The sequence below is a fragment of the Mycoplana azooxidifex genome, assembly GCF_014196765.1.
Classification (GTDB): domain Bacteria; phylum Pseudomonadota; class Alphaproteobacteria; order Rhizobiales; family Rhizobiaceae; genus Mycoplana; species Mycoplana azooxidifex.
This window is the reverse complement of the sequence record NZ_JACIEE010000004.1, coordinates 372,781-390,818: the sequence shown is the minus strand read 5'-3', so window position 1 is coordinate 390,818 and position 18,038 is coordinate 372,781. Positions and strand designations below refer to the sequence as shown.

General features: G+C 67.9%; 9 protein-coding genes. 5 read left to right on the top strand and 4 right to left on the bottom strand.

Annotated elements, in window-relative coordinates; translation table 11 throughout:
• The first annotated feature begins 30 nt into the window (after nt 1-30).
• A complete protein-coding gene (locus tag GGQ64_RS11070) occupies nt 31-9,261 on the top strand; it encodes a non-ribosomal peptide synthetase/type I polyketide synthase (protein ID WP_183803704.1) in 9,231 nt (3,076 codons plus the stop codon).
• Between the two features lie 25 nt (nt 9,262-9,286).
• On the opposite strand, the gene GGQ64_RS11065 is transcribed toward GGQ64_RS11070, so the two are convergent.
• The 4 genes from GGQ64_RS11065 to GGQ64_RS11050 form a co-directional block, all read right to left on the bottom strand.
• A complete protein-coding gene (locus GGQ64_RS11065) occupies nt 9,287-10,120 on the bottom strand; it encodes an alpha/beta hydrolase (RefSeq protein ID WP_210300223.1) in 834 nt (277 codons plus the stop codon).
• A 197-nt stretch (nt 10,121-10,317) separates the two neighbouring features.
• Nucleotides 10,318-11,664 carry an ATP-binding protein gene (locus GGQ64_RS28190; RefSeq protein ID WP_183803699.1) on the bottom strand — a complete coding sequence of 449 codons (1,347 nt, stop codon included), beginning with the start codon at nt 11,662-11,664 and terminating at the stop codon, nt 10,318-10,320.
• A complete protein-coding gene (locus tag GGQ64_RS11055; protein ID WP_183803694.1) occupies nt 11,661-12,323 on the bottom strand; it encodes a response regulator in 663 nt (220 codons plus the stop codon). Before GGQ64_RS11055 ends, GGQ64_RS28190 begins: the two co-directional genes overlap by 4 nt.
• Entirely contained in the window at nt 12,320-12,679 is a 360-nt protein-coding gene (locus GGQ64_RS11050) for a PepSY domain-containing protein (RefSeq protein ID WP_183803690.1), read from the bottom strand. Before GGQ64_RS11050 ends, GGQ64_RS11055 begins: the two co-directional genes overlap by 4 nt.
• Before the next feature lie 150 nt (nt 12,680-12,829).
• Here GGQ64_RS11050 and GGQ64_RS11045 point away from each other — a divergent pair, with 150 nt between their 5' ends.
• From GGQ64_RS11045 to GGQ64_RS11030, 4 genes are all read left to right on the top strand, one after another.
• The gene (locus GGQ64_RS11045; protein WP_183803686.1) at nt 12,830-13,870 is read left to right on the top strand and encodes a calcium-binding protein; all 1,041 of its coding nucleotides are present in this window, start codon (nt 12,830-12,832) and stop codon (nt 13,868-13,870) included.
• A 187-nt stretch (nt 13,871-14,057) separates the two neighbouring features.
• A complete protein-coding gene (locus tag GGQ64_RS11040) occupies nt 14,058-15,002 on the top strand; it encodes an AraC family transcriptional regulator (RefSeq protein WP_183804258.1) in 945 nt (314 codons plus the stop codon).
• Nucleotides 15,003-15,224: 222 nt separating this feature from the next.
• Nucleotides 15,225-15,683 carry a (2Fe-2S)-binding protein gene (locus GGQ64_RS11035; protein ID WP_183803684.1) on the top strand — a complete coding sequence of 153 codons (459 nt, stop codon included), beginning with the start codon at nt 15,225-15,227 and terminating at the stop codon, nt 15,681-15,683.
• 3 nt (nt 15,684-15,686) lie between these two features.
• Entirely contained in the window at nt 15,687-17,903 is a 2,217-nt protein-coding gene (locus GGQ64_RS11030; RefSeq protein ID WP_183803681.1) for a xanthine dehydrogenase family protein molybdopterin-binding subunit, read from the top strand.
• Nucleotides 17,904-18,038 lie beyond the last annotated feature (135 nt).

The following is an 18,038-nucleotide window of genomic DNA, read 5'->3' as shown; positions in this document are numbered from 1 at the left end:
GACAAATCTCGAAGGGAAGATGCACCGCCCATGGACAGGAACCTACCCGACCAACGTATCGCGATCATCGGGCGCGCAGGGCGCTTCCCCTCCGCGCGCAATGTCGGCGAGTTCTGGTCCATGCTGTCCGAGGGCCGATCGGCCGCGCAGCGGCTGGGCGAGGCGGAACTGATCGCCGCCGGCGTCAGCCGCAAGGCGCTTGCCGATCCCGCCTATGTGCGTGTTGCGCATGTCCTTCCCGACATGGAATGCTTCGACGCCGGCTTCTTCGGCTTCTCGCCGCGCGAGGCGGCCATCCTCGATCCGCAGCACCGGCATTTCCTGGAATGCGGCTGGGAGGCGCTGGAGGATGCGGGCTATGTTCCGGAACGCTTCGACGGGCGGATCGGCGTCTTCGCTGGCTCGGGCATGCAGGCCTATCTTCCCTTCAACCTCCTGTCCAATCCCGCCCTCGTCGAAGAAATCGGCCTGTTCCTCCTGCGTCACAACGGCAACGACAAGGACTTCCTGCCGACGCGGCTGTCCTATCTCCTCAACCTCACGGGTCCTTCCATCGCGGTGCAGACCGCGTGCTCGACCTCGCTCGTGGCCGTCCACACGGCGATCGGTTCGCTCCTGAACATGGAATGCGACATGGCGATCGCCGGCGGGGTGACGATCGAGCTGCCCCATCGCACCGGCTATCGCTATGCGGAAGGCGAGATTCTGTCGTCGGACGGGCTCTGCCGCGCCTTCGACGACGACAGCCGGGGCACGGTGTTCGGCTCCGGCGCGGCACTCGTGGTGCTTCGGCGCTACGAGGACGCGCTGGCCGACGGCGACGACATCAAGGCGGTGATCCTTGCCAGTGCGGTCAACAACGACGGTGCCGGCAAGGCGAGCTATCTCGCGCCGTCGGTCGACGGACAGGCAGAGGCGGCGGCGGAGGCCCTGGCACTGGCCGGCGTCGAGGCCCGCAGCCTCTCCTACATCGAGACGCACGGAACCGGCACGCCGATCGGCGACCCGATCGAGCTCGCCGCCCTGCAACAGGTTTACGGAGCCGCGCCCGCGGGCAGCATCGGCATCGGGTCCGTCAAGACCAATATCGGCCACCTGGATACGGCTGCGGGGGCGGCTAGCCTCATCAAGGTGGTGGAGGCCATGCGCCACGGGCACCTGCCGGCAAGCCTTCATTTCCGCAAGCCCAACAGCCGTTTCGATTTTGCCGCAAGCCCCTTCCGGGTCGTTGCCGATGGCCGCGAATGGCCGTCGTCGAACGGTCCGCGCCGCGCCGCCGTCAATTCGCTCGGTGTCGGCGGGACCAACGCCCACATGATCGTCGAGGAGGCGCCGCCCCGCCCGCAGGCGAACGCTGCCGCCGAGTGGCGCTTCTTCCCCTTTTCCGCCCGCAACGAAGCCGCGCTCGAGCGGCTGCGCGAACGGTGGAAGTCCCATTCAGACGGGGAGGTTCCGGAGATGGCGGACATCGCATTCACGCTCAGGCAGGGGCGCCGGCATTTCGCCGAGCGCTTCGCGATCGCGGCCCGCACGGACGACGACCTTAAGGGGGCCCTGGCTGCGAAGGCGACGCCGCTCCGCCGGCACGGCAGGGCCCGTTCCAAGCCGCCGCGGATCATCTTCATGTTTCCGGGAGGCGGCGCCCAGTATCCGGGTGCCGGTGCCGGGATGATGGCGTCGTCGCCCGTCTTTGCCGCCGCGGTGGACCAGTGCTTTGCGATGCTGCCCGACACGGCGCCTTCGGACCTGCGCCAGGTGATGTTCGGTGCGCGCCTGAACGACGAAGGCGCCCGGGTCAAGCTCTCGCGTTCGAGCTACGCCATCCCGGCGCTGTTCATCCTCGAATACGCCTACTGCCGGCTGTGGGAGAGCTGGGGCATCCGCCCGGACGCCATCGTCGCCCACAGCGCCGGCGAATATGCCGGAGCGCTCGCCGCCGGCGTCCTGGAGCTTGCAGACGCGCTGAAGATCGTCACGCTCAGGGGGCAGGTGATGGAGCAGGCGCCGGCCGGCGCGATGACCGCCGTGCCGCTCGGTGAGATGCGCGTGCGCGAACTGATCGGCGAGGGGCTCGACATCGCCGCGATCAATACGGCCCATTCCACCATCGTATCCGGTCCCGTCGCCGGGATCGAGGCGCTGGAGGCGCAGCTTGCGGGCAGCGAACACGAGGCCCGGCGCGTCCACATCGACGTCGCCGCCCATTCGCGGCAGCTGGACGACCAGCTCGAACAGTTCAGGGACGGCCTCGAGGGTATATCCTTCCGGCAGCCGACCGTGCCCATGGTCTCGTCGCTGCGCGGCAGCTGGGCCGATGGGCAGGATTTCGTCTCGGCCGACTACTGGGTGCGCCATCTGCGGCATACGGTCCGCTTCGCCGATGCGGTCGCAGCCGTGCTCGAAGCGCCCGACAGCGTCGTCATCGAGGTCGGTCCGGGGCAGACGGTCGGGCCGCTGGTGGCGGCCGCAACGACGAAGAACGCGCCACTGGCGATCCTTCCCTCGGCGCCGCGCCCGCGCGACGGCGAGGACGAGATGGGTGTTGCCGTGGCCGCGCTCGGCGGGCTCTGGGCGAACGGCGTCGAGCTGGACGCCGACCGGCTTCCGGGACGCAGCGGTCGCCGCGTCTCGCTGCCGACCTATCCATTCGAGAAGGAACGGCACTGGATCGAGCCCGGTCGCGGCAAGGCGACCCAGGCGGAGCGCGACACCGCACCGCTGCTGGTGCGCATCGCCGATCCGGCGGACTGGGTGGAAGTGCTCGAATGGACGGAGCGGCCGCGTTCGGGCAGTGCCGCCGATCTTGGCGGCGACTGGCTGGTGCTTGCCGGCAGCGATGCGTTTTCCGAGGCCGTGCTCGCCAAGCTTGACGCGGCAGGCGCGCGCATGACGGTGCTGCGCGCCGGCGATGGTTTTGCCGCGGCGCCGGGCGGTTTCGTGCTTCGTCCGGACGCGCCGGAGGATTTCGAGGCGCTGGCCGCGGCCCTGCCGTCGGTGCCCCGCCGTGTGCTTTACCTCTGGGGCGCCGATCCTGCCCTTTCGGACCACGTCTTCGGCGCGTCCTACCTGCTCGCCCGGTTCCTGCAACAGGCCGACCCGGAGCCGGGAACGCGGCTGGTGCTCGTTTCCTCCGGTGCGGCATCCATGCCCGGTTCTGGGGCAGAGCGGCCGGAGCTCGCCGCATTGCTCGGCGTCGTCAGGGTTGCCCCGCGGGAAATTGCCGGCCTCAGCGCCAGCCTCGCCGATGTCGAGCCGGACCCGGATCCGTCGGTCGTGGCAGCGCTTCTGGCGGAAGCTGCCGGGAGCGACGAGGCCGATCACGTGGCCCTGCGCGGCAAGCGCCGCTTCGTCCGCACCCGCGTGCGCGTGCCCGCACCGGCCTCCGCAGACCTCCCCGGGGACCTTCCCGGCCGGTTGCGCAAGGGTGGGGTGTATCTCATCACCGGCGGCACCGGCGGCATCGGTCGCCAGCTTGCATTGTGGCTCGCCCGCTCGGCGGGAGCCCGGTTGGCGCTGCTCTCGCGCTCGGCAACGGACGACGCCGTGCTGCGCGGCGAAATCGAGGCCGAAGGCGGGGCGGTTGTGTTCCTACAGGCGGATGTCGCCGACGAGGCTGCGATGGCGGAGGCGATCGAGACGGTGCGGTCCCGGTTCGGGGCGCTGCACGGGGTCATCCACGCCGCCGGCATCCTTGACGACGCGCCGCTTTCGACCCAGCCGCTGGCGGCGGCCACGGCCGTGATGCGGCCGAAGCTTGCCGGCGCCATGGTGCTGAACCGGCTCCTGCCGGAGGGCAGTATCGATCTCTTCGCCATGATCTCGTCGTCCTCCGTCGTGATCGGCGGGGCCGGCCAGACCGGCTATGCCGCGGCGAACGCGGCGCTCGAGGCGCTAGCCGCGGCGCGCGGGGACGGACTGTCGATCGCCTGGGGAGCCTGGCGCGACATCGGCATGGCGGCACGCGCCTATGGCGCGGGCGAGGCTGGCGCCGGCGATCCGCTGCTGGGACTTCGCCACGACGAACCGGGCGGCAGGATCCGCTTCGAGACGGTGATCGATCCGGAAGGCGACTGGCGGGTCTCGGAGCATGTGGTCGCAGGGCAGCCGGTCCTGTGCGGCACGGCCTATGTGGAACTCGCCCAGGCGGCGGCGGAAGCGGTGATGGGCGCCGGCCTGTTCGAGCTTTCCGCGCTTTCCTTCGCCTTGCCGATGATCTTCGACGGCATGCCGCGCCGCGTCATCATCCGCCTGCAACCGCAAGGCAAGGGCTACGACCTGTCGATCGAGAGCACGATCGGTGCGGAACGGGTGCTGGTGGAGCATGTCCGGCTCCAGGTGGTCGCCGCAGGCCCGTCCGGGACGCATCTGTCGGGTTCTCTGGATACTTCGCTGCACGGGGCGACCGCGCTCCAAGGCGGACGCGCGCCGCAACAGGACGTCATCGCCTTCGGTCCCCGCTGGAACTGCATCGAGGCGTTGCGCGCCGGCGACGGCGTTGCGGAGGGCGATTTCCGCCTTGCCCGCCCGTTCGAGGGCGACTTGCGGACCCATCCTCTGCATCCCGCGCTGATGGACATGGCGATGACGGTCGGGCTCGCCGCGCTGGATCGGCGCGAGGGCCGGCTCTGGGTGCCGATGTCGATCGGGCGGATTCGTGTCTTCGGGCCGCTGCCTGCAGCCATTGCCAGCCGTGCCGTCCGGGTCGGTGGCGAGCCGGGTCGGTTCGTGTCCTTCGACGTCGCCGTGTTCGACCGGGAGGGCCGCGTCGTCGCGCTGCTCGAAAACCTCTCGATGCGCGAGGTCGAGCGCGACGGCTTCGCCGGTTCGGCATCGCAGCCGGGCCTGACGACGCAGCTCATGGCCACCGGCATCCGTGCCTGCGAGGCGCAAGACCTGTTCGCGCGCGTCTTCGCACATCCGGGCCGCCAGCTGATCGTCTCGCCGGTGTCGCTGGACCACGTCCGCCTCGCGCTCGCCGAGGTCGCAGCACCTTCGCCTGCGCATGCGGCCCGGCAGGGTGGAGGCGGCCAGATCAGCGATCCGGTCACCGCACAGCTTTCGGCGATCTGGACCGAGATCCTTGGCGTTTCCAACGTCGGGCTGGACGACGACTTCTTCGCGCTCGGCGGCCATTCGCTCAATGCCGTGCGGATGTTTGCGCGCATGCGCAAGGAATTCGGCGTGGCGCTGCCGCTTGCAACCCTGTTCCAGGCGTCCAGGCTCGGCGATCTCGCAGCCCTGGTCCGTGCCGAGGTGCGAAGCGTGGAGGCGGCCGTGACGGTGGCCGAGGCACCGGTCGAGCCTGTGCCGGACACGGCGGCAGTCCGTCGTGTCGGAATGACGGAGGGGCAGCGCGAACTCGCGACCGCGATCAACATCAATCCGGCTGCGTCTCTGTCCTACAACCTGTCCTTCAGCCTGCACCTCGACGGCGCCATCGACAGTCCAGCGCTGCGCACCGCGCTGGACGGGATCGTCGCGCGCCACGACAGCCTGCGCGCGTCCTTTGACGTGAACAATCAGACGGTGACCATCCATCCGCACCGGGAGGCGAGCTTCGAGGCGGCGGATCTCTCCGCCCTCTGTGAGCTGGAGCAGAGAGCGCGGCGCGACGCGCAGCATGCGCAGAACGCGCGCATGCCCTTCGATCTGATCAACGGGCCGGTGCTACGCGCCCTGCTCCTGCGGCTTTCGCCTTCAAGGGCCGAGCTTTTGCTGTTCGTCCATCACATCGCCTGCGACGGCTGGTCGATGGGCGTGCTTCTGACTGATCTCGCCGCGCTCTATGCGGCCGCGCTGACGGGAAGGCCGGCCGGGCTCCCCGCGCCGACCAGCATTGCCGCGCTGGTCGCGGCCGAAGCGGAGTGGGCCGAGGGGGCGGAGGCTGCACGCCACCGCGACTACTGGCTGAAGAAATATGCCGGGCCGCTGCCGGCGATCGACCTGCCGACGGACCGGCCATACCCGGTCGTGCGCGGCACGCAAGCGGACCGCGTGGAGACCAGGCTCGACACCGGCCTGGAGGCGTCGTTGCGCGCCCGGGCCCAGGAGGCCGGCACGTCGCTTCGCAACATCGTCCTCGCCGCATTCCGCTATTACTTGTCGCGGCTGTCGCGCTCGACCGACGTGGTGATCGGGGTGCCCGCTTCAGGACAGCTCGCCCATCGGCTGGAGGGTGCAGTCGGGCATGGTGTCAGCCTGCTGCCGGTGCGCGGAACCATCCGCCCGGATGTGAAGCTGGGCGAGCTTCTGGCGCAGACCCGGCAGGAGCTTCTGGAAGCGATCGACCACCAGACCTATTCCTATGGTTCGCTGATGCGCGATCTGCAGGTGCCCCGCGATCCGTCGCGGCTGGCGCTGGTTCCGGTCGTCGTCAACCTGGACGGTCTCGCCGACATAGGCGATCTCCGCATGGGCGACACGCCGGCCCGGGTCGAGGTCAATCCGACCGGGCACGAGTATTTCGAGCTCTTCTTCAACCTGTTCGATGCGCCGGGCCGGGTCGAATTCTCTTGGAACTATGCGACCGCGCTGTTCGACCGCGAGACGATCGCCCATCTGGCGACGAACTTCCGACAGTTCCTCGCAGCGATCGCATCGACGCCGGAAGGGCTCGAGGCGCCGGTCTCGGAGCTGCTGCGCGGCGATACCGGCCTGCCGGCGAGTGGAAGCCATGTCGATCCGGCGGCGGCCGGTCCGCAGACGATCGTCGAGGTGTTTCGAAGCGTCGTGGCCCGGGCGCCCACCCAGGTCGCCGTGCGCTATCTCGACCAGGCGATGGACTATGCGACGCTCGATGCGCGTTCGGACGCGTTGGCAGCGCTGCTGGCATCGGAAGGGGTTCGCCACGGCGATCTCGTCGGCATTTCGTCGAGCCGATCGCTGCTCCTGCCGGTCGCAGTCCTCGGGGCGCTGAAGGCGGGAGCCGGATATGTCCCCTTCGACGTGACGCTGCCGGCCGACCGGCTGCAGTTCATGGCGCGGGATACCGGCATCAAGGTGCTGCTCGGGGCGTGCGAGCCGGTCTCGGCGACCGGGGTTCGCGCCATCCCGATGGCGGACCTGCCGACCGGCCCGGCCAGGCCGCCGGAGCCCGGCATCACCGGCGAGACGATCGCCTACGTGATGTTCACGTCCGGGACAACCGGGGTGCCGAAGGGCGTGGTGCTGCCGCACCGTTCCGTCATCCGGCTGCTCAGGGATACCGACTGGCTGCGGCTCGGTCCGGAAACGGTGACGCTCCATTCCTCCGCCTTTGCCTTCGACACCTCCATCATCGACATCTTCGGCGCGCTGCTGCACGGCGGGACGATGGTGGTTCCGCCGGACGGGACGCTCTCGATCTCCGAGCTTTCCGACGCGATCGCCAGCCAGGGCGTCAATACGCTGTGGCTGACCTCCGGCCTGTTCCATGCGGTGGCGGACATGCGGCCATCGACCTTTGCGCGCGTCGACCAGGTCGTGGTCGGCGGCGACGTGGTGTCGCCAACGCATGTGGCGCAAGTGATGACGGCCTGCCCGGGGCTGACGGTGATCAACGGCTACGGGCCGACCGAAAGCAACGTCACCAACGCCCACGCCGTGACGGCGGCCGATCTCGAACGCGGGCTGCCGCTGCCGATCGGCAAGGCCATCCCCGGAACGCAGATCTACATCGTCGATGATGCGCTTCAGCCGGTGCCGACCGGGATGATCGGCGAATTGTGCATCGCCGGCCGCGGCCTGGCGCTCGGCTACTGGAACCGGCCGGAGTTGACCCACCAGAAGTTCGTGACCGCGCCGTGGAATGCGGAGCTGCGGCTCTACCGCTCCGGCGATCTCGCGATGGATCCGGGCGACGGCGTGCTACGCTTCTTCGGGCGCGCCGACACCCAGGTCAAGGTGCGCGGATTCCGCGTCGAGCTGACGGAAATCGAGGGTGCGCTCGAGAGCCATCCCGCGATCCGCCAGGCCGTCGTGGTGGCGAAGGTGCCGGAGGGCCAGGCCGACAAGATCCTCGTGGCCTATTTCATCGCCGACGGAACGGCACCCTCCTCCGACGAACTTTCCGAGCATGTGGCGACGATCCTTCCGGAATTCGCCCGCCCGGCCTTCTTCGTGGCGGTGGACGAGATCCCCCTCAACCAGAACGGCAAGGTCGACCGCGGCCGCCTGCCGGCGGTGCGGATCGAGGCGCTGGCGGACCCGGCGGCGGAAATGCCGCGCGGCGAGGTCGAGACGCGGGTGGCGGAGATCTGGTGCGAGGTGCTGGGCGTCGACCGGATCGGCGCCAATGCGAACTTCTTCGCGCTCGGCGGCCACTCGCTGCTGGCGGTGCGGCTGTTCGATCGCATCCGGCGCGAATTCGGCCACGACCTGCCGATCTCGACGCTGTTCGGCAACCAGACGGTCCGGGAACTCGCGGCACTCCTGGAGCGCGATGCCGCATCCATGGAGGGGCCGGACGCGCCCTGGGACACGAGCACCGTCGTCGATCCCGGTCCGGATGCCGGCGGCATGCCCTTCTTCGTCGTCGGCGGCGTCGGCGGCAACGTCAACAACCTCTTCGAGCTCGGCACCCTTCTCGGGCGCAAGCGCCCGGCGATCGGCTTCCAGACCCGCGGGGTCCAGGGGCATACGCCGCATTCGAGCATCGAGGCGATGGCGGCGGAGAACATCCGCTACCTGCGCCGACACCAGCCGCAAGGGCCCTATATCCTCGCCGGCTATTCCGGCGGCGCCTATACGGCGCTGGAGATGACGCGGCAACTGGAGGCCATGGGCGCCAGGGTGGAGCGGCTGTTCGTGCTCGATACCTATGCCCCTGCCTTCGCCAGGGACTTCCAGCCGCTCGTCCGGCTGACCCCGCGCCAGCGGCTGGACAACGAGATCGCGCTCATGCGCGACGAGGGGCTGACCTACTTCTGGAGGCGGCTGTCGGTGAAGGTGCGCAAGTTCGTCCAGCGCGGCCCCGTGCTGGAGCTGATCCGGCGGACGAACCTGCCGCTCTACCGCCAGCGGCAGGTCGAACGGCTATGGATGGCGGCGGCCCGGCAATATGAGGGTGGCCCCATCGCCGCACCGGTGACGCTGTTCAGGACCCGACCGTTGCACCTCGTCCAGAAGCTGACGCTCGAGGCCGACCCGACGCTCGGATGGAAGGCTTTCGTCGAGCCGGAGCGGCTGGAAATCCCCTGGGTCCCGGGCGACCACCTGACCATGCTGCGGGAAGAGAACGCGCGCAATCTCGCCGCTCTGATCGAGGAAAGGCTGTCGTCGTGAGGGGCTGCTGCAGGATGTCGCCTCGTCACTGAACGGCGAGGCGCAACTGTTCCTTGAGGAAGGTTTCGATTGCCGGAATCAGGCCGTATTCGTGCAGATCGGCGTGGCCGCCGCCCGACAGCTCGACATATTTCTTCGGTTCCGGGGCCTCCTGGAACAGGCGGCGCGCGCGTTCCACCGGCAGGGACCGATCGAGCCTGCCGTGAACCAGGAGCTTCGGCGCCTTGATGTTGCGAAGGTGATCGACGATGTCGTAGCGCTCGGACCACATCAGGCGGCAAAGCGGAATGCCGAAGTAGCGGTCCTCGTAGAAGAGGCAGGTCCTGTAGGGGGCTGCCTCGAAGATCACGGCGCCGAAATTGCGTTCCCCGGCAAGCTGGCTGGCGACGCCCGCGCCCAGGCTGAAGCCGTAGAGCGCCCGGCGATCGGGGTGAATGGCCTGGCCCAGCAGCGTATCTATCTGATCGTAGAGAGCGCGCGCGTCCCGCGCGAAATTTGCGGCACTCGGCTTGCCCGCAGTTCCGCCGGATCCGCGATACTCCATCATGACGATGCCGTAGCCGGCCTCCATCAGGCTGCTGAGCCGTCCCATCGAGCCGCCGATGCTCGATTGGTTGCCGTAGAAGCTGAGGATCACGGGCAATCCGGCCGCGGGGTCGGCGATCCAGGCATGGATGGGGGCTCCGTCCTCCGAGGTGTATGTGACGACCCTCACCGTGGATGGCAGTCCGAATTCGGCGGGGCTGTTTGGCTCGGGGTCGAAACGATACATGCCGTAGTTCTGGAAGGCCCAGATACCGCCGGCGATGGTGACGGCGGCGAAGGCGAGTACGCCAAGGACAATCTGCACCACGCCCATGCAATCTCCCCGCTGCCGGCTGCCATCCTGGCTGCGACCAAGACGAGAGCAAGCCGGCGCAGGTTACCCGCGCCGCGAGCCGCCGCCACTCGCATTACGAGTAGCGTAACGGCTGCTTCTCAAGGCTGCAATCTGGCCAAAGGGGGAAGCCCGGACAGGGTATTGCGCATGGGCGACAGCATTTGCGTTGCCGTCCCCTACGCCTCCGCCATCGGCAGGCGTATCGAGACGCATAGGCCAGGCCCACCGTTTTCGAGCTGGATATCACCGCCCACGGTCTGGATGATGCTTTCGGCTATGGCGAGACCGAGCCCGGCCCCGCCGCTGCTGGTATCGAGCCGCTCGCCCCTTCTGAGCACGTGCCCCAGCTTCTCCTCCGGTATGCCGGGGCCGTCGTCGCGGATTTCCAGCAGGATGGAACTGCCGTCCCGCGCAGCCGTGATCGAGACCTGCGAGCGCCCGTAGCGGACCGCGTTTTCCGTCAGGTTGCCGAGCAGCTCGGAGAGATCGTCCGCATCGATGCGGGCGAACAGGCCGTCGGGTATGTCTATGTTCCACTCGATGGACGCGGCGGCCGGGGTCCGGCAGACGACGGCGACGACGCTCGATGCGACGCGGGCCACCTCCGAGCGCGCCGAAGGTCCCTGGCCGGCAATGCGCGCGCGCGCCATCTCGTGATCCACCAGCCGGCGCATGACGACGATAAGAGCCTCGATTTCGTCGGCGGCGCCGGCCTCGCCGCGCTGCCTGAGCTGCAGGACGTCGCCGGAGAGTGCCTGGAGGGGAGTCTTGAACGCATGCGCCAGTTCGGACGCGCGCTCGCGTGCCTTGCGCAGCTGTTCCTCGCGCGAGGCCAGCAGCGCATCCACCTCCATCGTCAGCGGCTGCACCTCGTCGGGGAAGGCGACGCCCAGGCGCTGCGCGCCGCCGCTGCGGATCCTTGCGATCCGGGTGCGGAGATCGGCCAGGGGGCGCAGGCCGATGACGATCTGGGCGAAGCTCGCGGCCATCAGCACCGCGGCCAGAAGGGCGAGGAAGGGCGCGAGATCGCGGCGGAAGTTTGCCGTTGCCCTCGTGATGTCGGATCGATCTATGCCGACCGCTGCGACGACCGGCCGATCGCCAAGCTGATGCTTGGTGATGACTTCTCGTGCGAGCACCAGCAGGTCGGCGCCCGCCGGTCCCTTCAGGGAAAATTCGCGGGGAGCCGAGGGCGACAGCCGGGGAAGATCGAGCGCCTCGTCCCACAGCGAACGCGAGCGGCGTTCCAGGCCTTCGCCTTCGATCTGCCAGTAGAGGCCGGAGAGCGGCGTCTGGAACCGCGGATCGACCGGGGGACGGACGACGTCGACGTTTCCCGAACCATCCCGCCCGAGGCCGGCGATCGTCTGGTCGAGATGCAGGCGCAACTCCTCGACCACGCGGCGCTCGACATGCCGCTCGAACAGGAAGGACAGGCCGAAGAAGGCGACGACCAACGCAACGCCGATCGACGCCGCGCCCGCGAGAGCGAGCCTGAGCCGCAGGGAACGCCGCGAGATCACCCGTCCTCGCCCATGAGGTAGCCGAAGCCGCGCCGCGTGGCGATCATGTCGCTGCCGAGCTTCTTGCGCAGGCGGGCGATCATGGCCTCCAGCGCATTTGCGTCCCGCGAGTAGTCGTCGCCATAGACGTGGTCCTGCAGTTCGGATGCGGGCACGACGCGGCCGCGGTGATGGGCGAGATAGCTGACCAGCCGGAATTCGAAGGGTGTGAGGCTGAGCGGCATGCCGTCGACGGCGACCCGCATGGTGCGGGTATCGACGACCAGCCGCCCGATCTCGATGGTGGCCGCGCCGTGGCCGACCGAGCGGCGGATCAGCGCGCGGACGCGGGCGAGCAGTTCCTCGAACTGGAAGGGCTTGGGCAGGTAGTCGTCGGCGCCGGCGTCGATGCCCTCCACCCGCTCGGCCCAGCTTCCGCGCGCCGTCAGGACGAGGACCGGCGTGTGCCGGCCGTTCATGCGCCACTGCTTGAGGATGCTGATACCGTCCATTCCCGGCAGTCCGAGATCGAGGACGATGAGGCCGTAGTCCTCCGTGTCGCCTTTGAACCAGGCCTCCTCGCCATGCTGCACGAGGTCGACGGCATAACCCGCCGAGGCCAGCACGGTTCGGATGTCTTCGGCGATGCGCTTGTCGTCTTCCGCAACGAGCAGCCTCACTCGTCCTCCTCGCGCTCCAGTATCTCGGCCGTCCTGGCGTCGACTTCGACTTCGACGACCCGGCCCGACGGATCGATGATCTCGAGTTCGTACACGTAGCGCCCGTCGTTGCGCTCGAATTCGATCTCGATGATATCGCCCGCGATCTCCTTGCGCACTGCCTCGATGATCTTGTCCAGCGGAAGGATCTGCCCGAGCCTCAGTGCCTCGCGGGCCTCGTAGTGCTCGCGGGCGTCGTTTGCGTCGTCGTTGTCATCATCCTGCGCGGTTTCGCTCAACGCAACCACCGGATAGAGGACGAGACATGCTGCCAGCACCCGAAGGCTGACGCGTGTGGATTTTCGATTTGTGAACATGCTCTTGCATATCCGGGCGAAGCTGACAACTCGCTGACAGCCGCTGTCAGGACGGCAAAAGGTGGTGTCGTCCAGTGTCCGCCCATTCGCCATGGCGCCGGTTGGGTCTTTCCGACGGTGCCGCCACTCAGAACTGAAAGGATGCTGGACATGGCCAGATTGAACGGAACGACGAAAGCCGATCTGCTGAAGGGAACGGGCAGGGACGACGACATTTTCGGACGCGACGGCAACGACAAGCTCTACGGTTATGCCGGCAATGACGACCTCGAAGGCGGCACGGGCAACGACCGGCTGGACGGCGGCGCCGGGCATGACGAGCTCGAGGGCGGCAGCGGCAACGACACGCTGATCGGCGGGGCCGGCAACGACGAGCTCGAGGGCGGCGCGGGCAAGGATCTGTTCGTCTATCATTCCGGCCGCGACGAGATCGACGATTTCAGCATCCGCGACGACAAGATCAGCCTTTCCAGTTCGCTGGGCATCGATTCCTTCGCCGAACTGATGGGCAAGGCACGCCAGGTCGATGACGGCGAGGACGTGCTGTTCAATTTCGGCGGCGGCAACACGCTGCGCCTCGAGGACGTGAAGCTTTCGAGCCTGAAGGCGTCCCATTTCGGCTTCTCCGCCTCCGACCCCTTGGATCCCACGCCTTCCGCGGATGGGCAGCACAGGGGGACCGGGAAGGCCGATACGATCAATGCCGGCGCCGGCAACGACGATATCTGGGGTTATGGGGGTAACGATACGCTCCGGGGTGGCACCGGCAGCGACGACATTCGTGGCGGTGACGGCAAGGACAAGCTGTACGGTGGCACCGGCCACGACGAGCTTGAGGGCGGCAAGGGCAACGACCGGCTCCATGGCGAGGGGGGCAATGACGATCTCGAAGGCGGTGCCGGTAACGACTGGCTCGACGGCGGCAGCGGCCGCAACGAGCTGCACGGCGGCAGCGGCGCCGACACGTTCGTCTTCACCCGCGGTTACACGGAGATCGAGGACTACCGTGCCGGCACCGATACGGTCCGGATCGGCAAGTCCCTCGGTGTGTCGGACTTCGACGACCTGGTGGCGCTGGCGCGTCCAGTCGATGGCGGCGACGACCTGCGCTTCGACTTCGGCGGCGCGCGGCTGACGCTGGAGGACACCACGGTCGCCGAGCTGCGCGAAAGCGACTTCCTCTTCGTCTGATCTTCCCCCGTCCGATGCCTCGCCCTGCAACAAGGGGCGAGGCATCGGCGCACACCGGCTTAGCGCCGGTTCACAGCATTGCCCGATCCTCTCGCGTGCGGAAGCGATCGGCAATTTTCGCGCGACAATCGCCCGCCGATCGTGTAGGTATGGATGCACGATAGCATGGAGACGGCAGCGGTTGAACATGGTGACGGACCTGGACCTGCGCGCGGAAACCGCCGGCATTCGCGAGCGGATTCTGGAGGTCCTGTCGCGGCTGCCGTGGGACGGACGTTCCTTCGAACACGGCGTGCCCGGTCTTTCCCTCTTCCGCGTCGTCGAGCCCGCGGGTCCCTTCTCCACCGTCTACGAGCCGTCCCTTTCGGTGATCATCAAGGGAAGCAAGCGCGTGCATGTGGGCGGGGAGACCTTCGTCTACGACGAGCGGTGCTTCTTCCTGACCGCGATCGGCCTGCCGATGACGGGGCAGATCTGCGAGGCGAGCGAAGGGGAGCCCTACGTTGCGGCGTCGCTCCGGCTCGATCTGGAGAAGCTGCGGCGCCTGATCGCCGACTTCGATCTCAACGGCACGGAGGCGAACGGCCGCGATCTCGACGTTGCGGTGGGGGTGGCGACGCCGGAATTGCTCGATGCTTTCTACAGATTGATTTCGCTTGCGAATTCCCCGGAGGATATCCCGTTCATGGCCGGTCATGTCCATGGAGAGATCCTCTACCGGCTGCTCACGGGCGAGCAGGGCGCGCGGCTGCGGCGGATCGCGCTCAGCGGCACCAGCAGCAATCGCGTGGCCAAGGCTGTGGCCTGGCTGAAGGAGAACTATACGCGGCCGCTGCGCGTCGAGGAACTCGCCGAAGTCGCCAACATGGGCGTTTCCACGCTGCACCATCATTTTCGCGCGATGACGGCCATGAGCCCGCTGCAGTTCCAGAAGCAGCTTCGGCTCCATCACGCGCGCGATCTCATGCTTGCCGAACCGCTGGACGCGGCCACCGTGGCGCTACGCGTCGGCTACGAGAGCCCTACCCAGTTCAGCCGCGAATACCGCAGGATGTTCGGCCATCCGCCGGTCCGGGACATCAAGGTGATCCTCAATTCGGACGATTCCACGCGCCGGGGATCGGTGGGCTAGCACGTCCTCCCGCCGCACCGGGTCGCGGAAATGTTACCGGCCGATCGGCAGCGGCTGGCCCTTCCGACAGGATCGGGCAATAATCCGGCAGGATCGTTTCTATCCCCTGCAGCCGCCTTCTCCTATCGTGCACCCGCTCGCATGGCTCGCTGCCGTGGCGGCTCGTCTGGGCATTTGCATGCCGGCCGCCCCAGCTTCATGCCTCAACGCAAGGAGACAATCATGGTGACTGTAACCATCAACGGCACCGCACACAGCGTGGACGCCGAGCCGGACATGCCCCTGCTCTGGGTCATTCGCGATCTCGTCGGGCTGACGGGAACGAAGTTCGGGTGCGGCATGGCCCAGTGCGGCGCCTGCACGGTTCATGTCGACGGCGTCCCGGTCCGGTCCTGCCAGACCTTCGTCGGCGACATCGAGGGCGCACAGGTGACGACGATCGAAGGCATCAGCGGCAAGGTCGCCGAAACGGTGCAGGCGGTCTGGGCCGACCTCGACGTGCCGCAATGCGGATACTGTCAGTCCGGCCAGATCATGTCGGCGACCGACCTGCTGGCCAACAATCCGAAGCCCACCGACGACGACATTGACGCCGCCATGTCCGGAAACCTCTGTCGGTGCGCCACTTATCACCGCATCCGGGCCGGTATCCACGATGCTGCAAAACGCCTGGAGGCCTGACCGATGATTCCCAAGATGATGCAATCGATGACATTGCCGGCAAAGTCGGTGCAGGCTTCCCGCCGCCAGTTCCTGCTCGGTGCGCTTGCTGCCGGCGGCGGCCTTGCGGTGGGCTTCAACATTGCCGCCATGGCGCCGGCGCTCGCAAGCGAGACGGCGGCCGGTGACGGGCAGCACAGTTTCTCGCCCTATGTCGTCATCGACGGCGACGGCAAGGTGACGGTCCTGTCGTCGCAGTTCGAGATGGGTCAGGGCTCCTATAACGGCCTTGCCACGCTGGTGGCCGAGGAACTCGGTGCCGATTGGGCGACGATCGACGTGGTCGGTGCTGCCGGAAACGTCAAGGTCTATGGCAACATCGCCTTCGGCGGGGCGATCCAGGGGACCGGCGGCTCCACCTCGATGGTGACGTCGTGGGAGCGCTATCGCAAGGCGGGTGCCGCCGCCCGCACCATGCTGGTCGCGGCAGCCGCCGCCGAGTGGGGTGTGAACGCGGCGGAGATCACCGTCGAGAACGGCGTCCTGTCGCATCCGTCCGGCAAGAGCGGGCACTTCGGGGTCTTCGCCGCGAAGGCCGCGACCCTGCCGGTGCCGGCCGAGGTGACGCTGAAGCAGCCGGCCGAGTGGACCTTGATCGGCAACGAGAAGCTGAAGCGCTTCGATAGCGCCCGCAAGGCCAACGGGACGCAGCAGTACACGATCGACGTGAAGCTGCCCGGCCTGCTGACGGCGGTGATGATCCATCCGCCGCTGTTCGGCGCGAAGGTGAAGTCGTTCAACGCCGAGGAGGCGAAGAAGGTCAAGGGCGTGGTCGACGTCGTCGAGACGCCCCGCGGCGTCGCCGTGGTCGGCGACACCATGTGGGCCGCCATCAAGGGCCGTGATGCCGTGACCGTCGAGTGGGACGACACCGGCGCAGAAAAGCGCAGCACGACCGACCTGATGGCGATGTATCGCGATCTTGCCGGCAAGGCGCCCGTCGCCACGGCCCGCAACGACGGCAACGTCGAGACGGGCTTTGCCTCGGCCGCCAAGGTGCTCGAGGCGAACTTCGAGTTCCCCTATCTGGCGCATGCGCCGATGGAGCCTCTCAACGCGGTTGCGCGCATGAACGAGGACGGCACGCTGGAGGTCTGGGGCGGGCTGCAGTTCCCGGATGTCCAGCAGCAGATCGCAAGCCAGATCGCCGGGGTCGCCGTGGACAAGGTGCACCTCCACGTCATGAAGGCGGGCGGCAGCTTCGGCCGCCGGGCCACGTTCGACGGCGACATCGTGGCCGAGGCCGTTCATGTGGCCAAGGCGATCGGCTTCCGGGCGCCGGTGAAGGTGCAGTGGACCCGCGAGAACGACATGCGCGCCGGTCGCTACCGGCCGGCCTATGTGCATAGCGTCAAGGCCGGTCTCGATGCGGACGGCAAGCTTGTCGCGTGGGAGAACCATGTGGTGGGCCAGTCGATCATGGCGAAGACGGCCTTCGAGGGCTCGATCCAGAACGGCGTCGACCCGACCTCGGTGGAAGGGGCGAACAACCTGCCCTATGCCATCCCCAACCAGAAGGTGGGCCTGACGACGACCGAGGTCGGCGTTCCGGTTCTCTGGTGGCGTTCGGTCGGCTCGACCCACACGGCCTTCGCAGCCGAGGTCTTCCTTGACGAGGTGGCCGAGGCGGCGGGACGCGATCCGGTCGAGTTCCGCCTGTCGATGCTGGAGCCGGATTCGCGCCATGCTGTCGTGCTCAAGCTCGTGGCCGAGAAGGCCGGCTGGGACAAGCCGCTGCCGGAGGGTCGCTTCCGCGGGGTCTCCGTGGCCGAGAGCTTCGGCTCGGTGGTTGCGCAGGTGGCCGAGGTCACGGCGGACGGAAGCGGCGGGATCAAGGTCGAGCGCATCGTCGCCGCGGTTGACTGCGGCCTGGCGGTCAATCCCGACCAGGTTCGTTCCCAGGTGGAAGGGGGCATCGGCTTCGGCCTCGGCTCGATCCTCGGCGAGGAGATCACTCTAACCGGGGGCCAGGTCGACCAGGGCAACTTCGACACCTACACGCCGCTCAGGATCGATGCGATGCCGACGGTGGAGGTCCATATCCTGGCGTCCGCCAATGCGCCTTCCGGCATCGGCGAGCCCGGCGTTCCGCCGACCGGCCCGGCAGTGGCCAATGCCGCCTACCGCGCACTCGGCAAGCGGATCCGCGTCATGCCCTTTGCAAAGGCGCTGAACGCCTGATCGACGAAGCCCGGCCGGCCGCCGCTGCCGGCCGGGCTTTCGCCACATCCGCCGGCCATGGTCCCGAGCGACCAGCGGCCCGGATCTGCTTCGCCCGCTTGTCCCGTTGGACAGCCCAGCGCAAGCCTCGCTTCC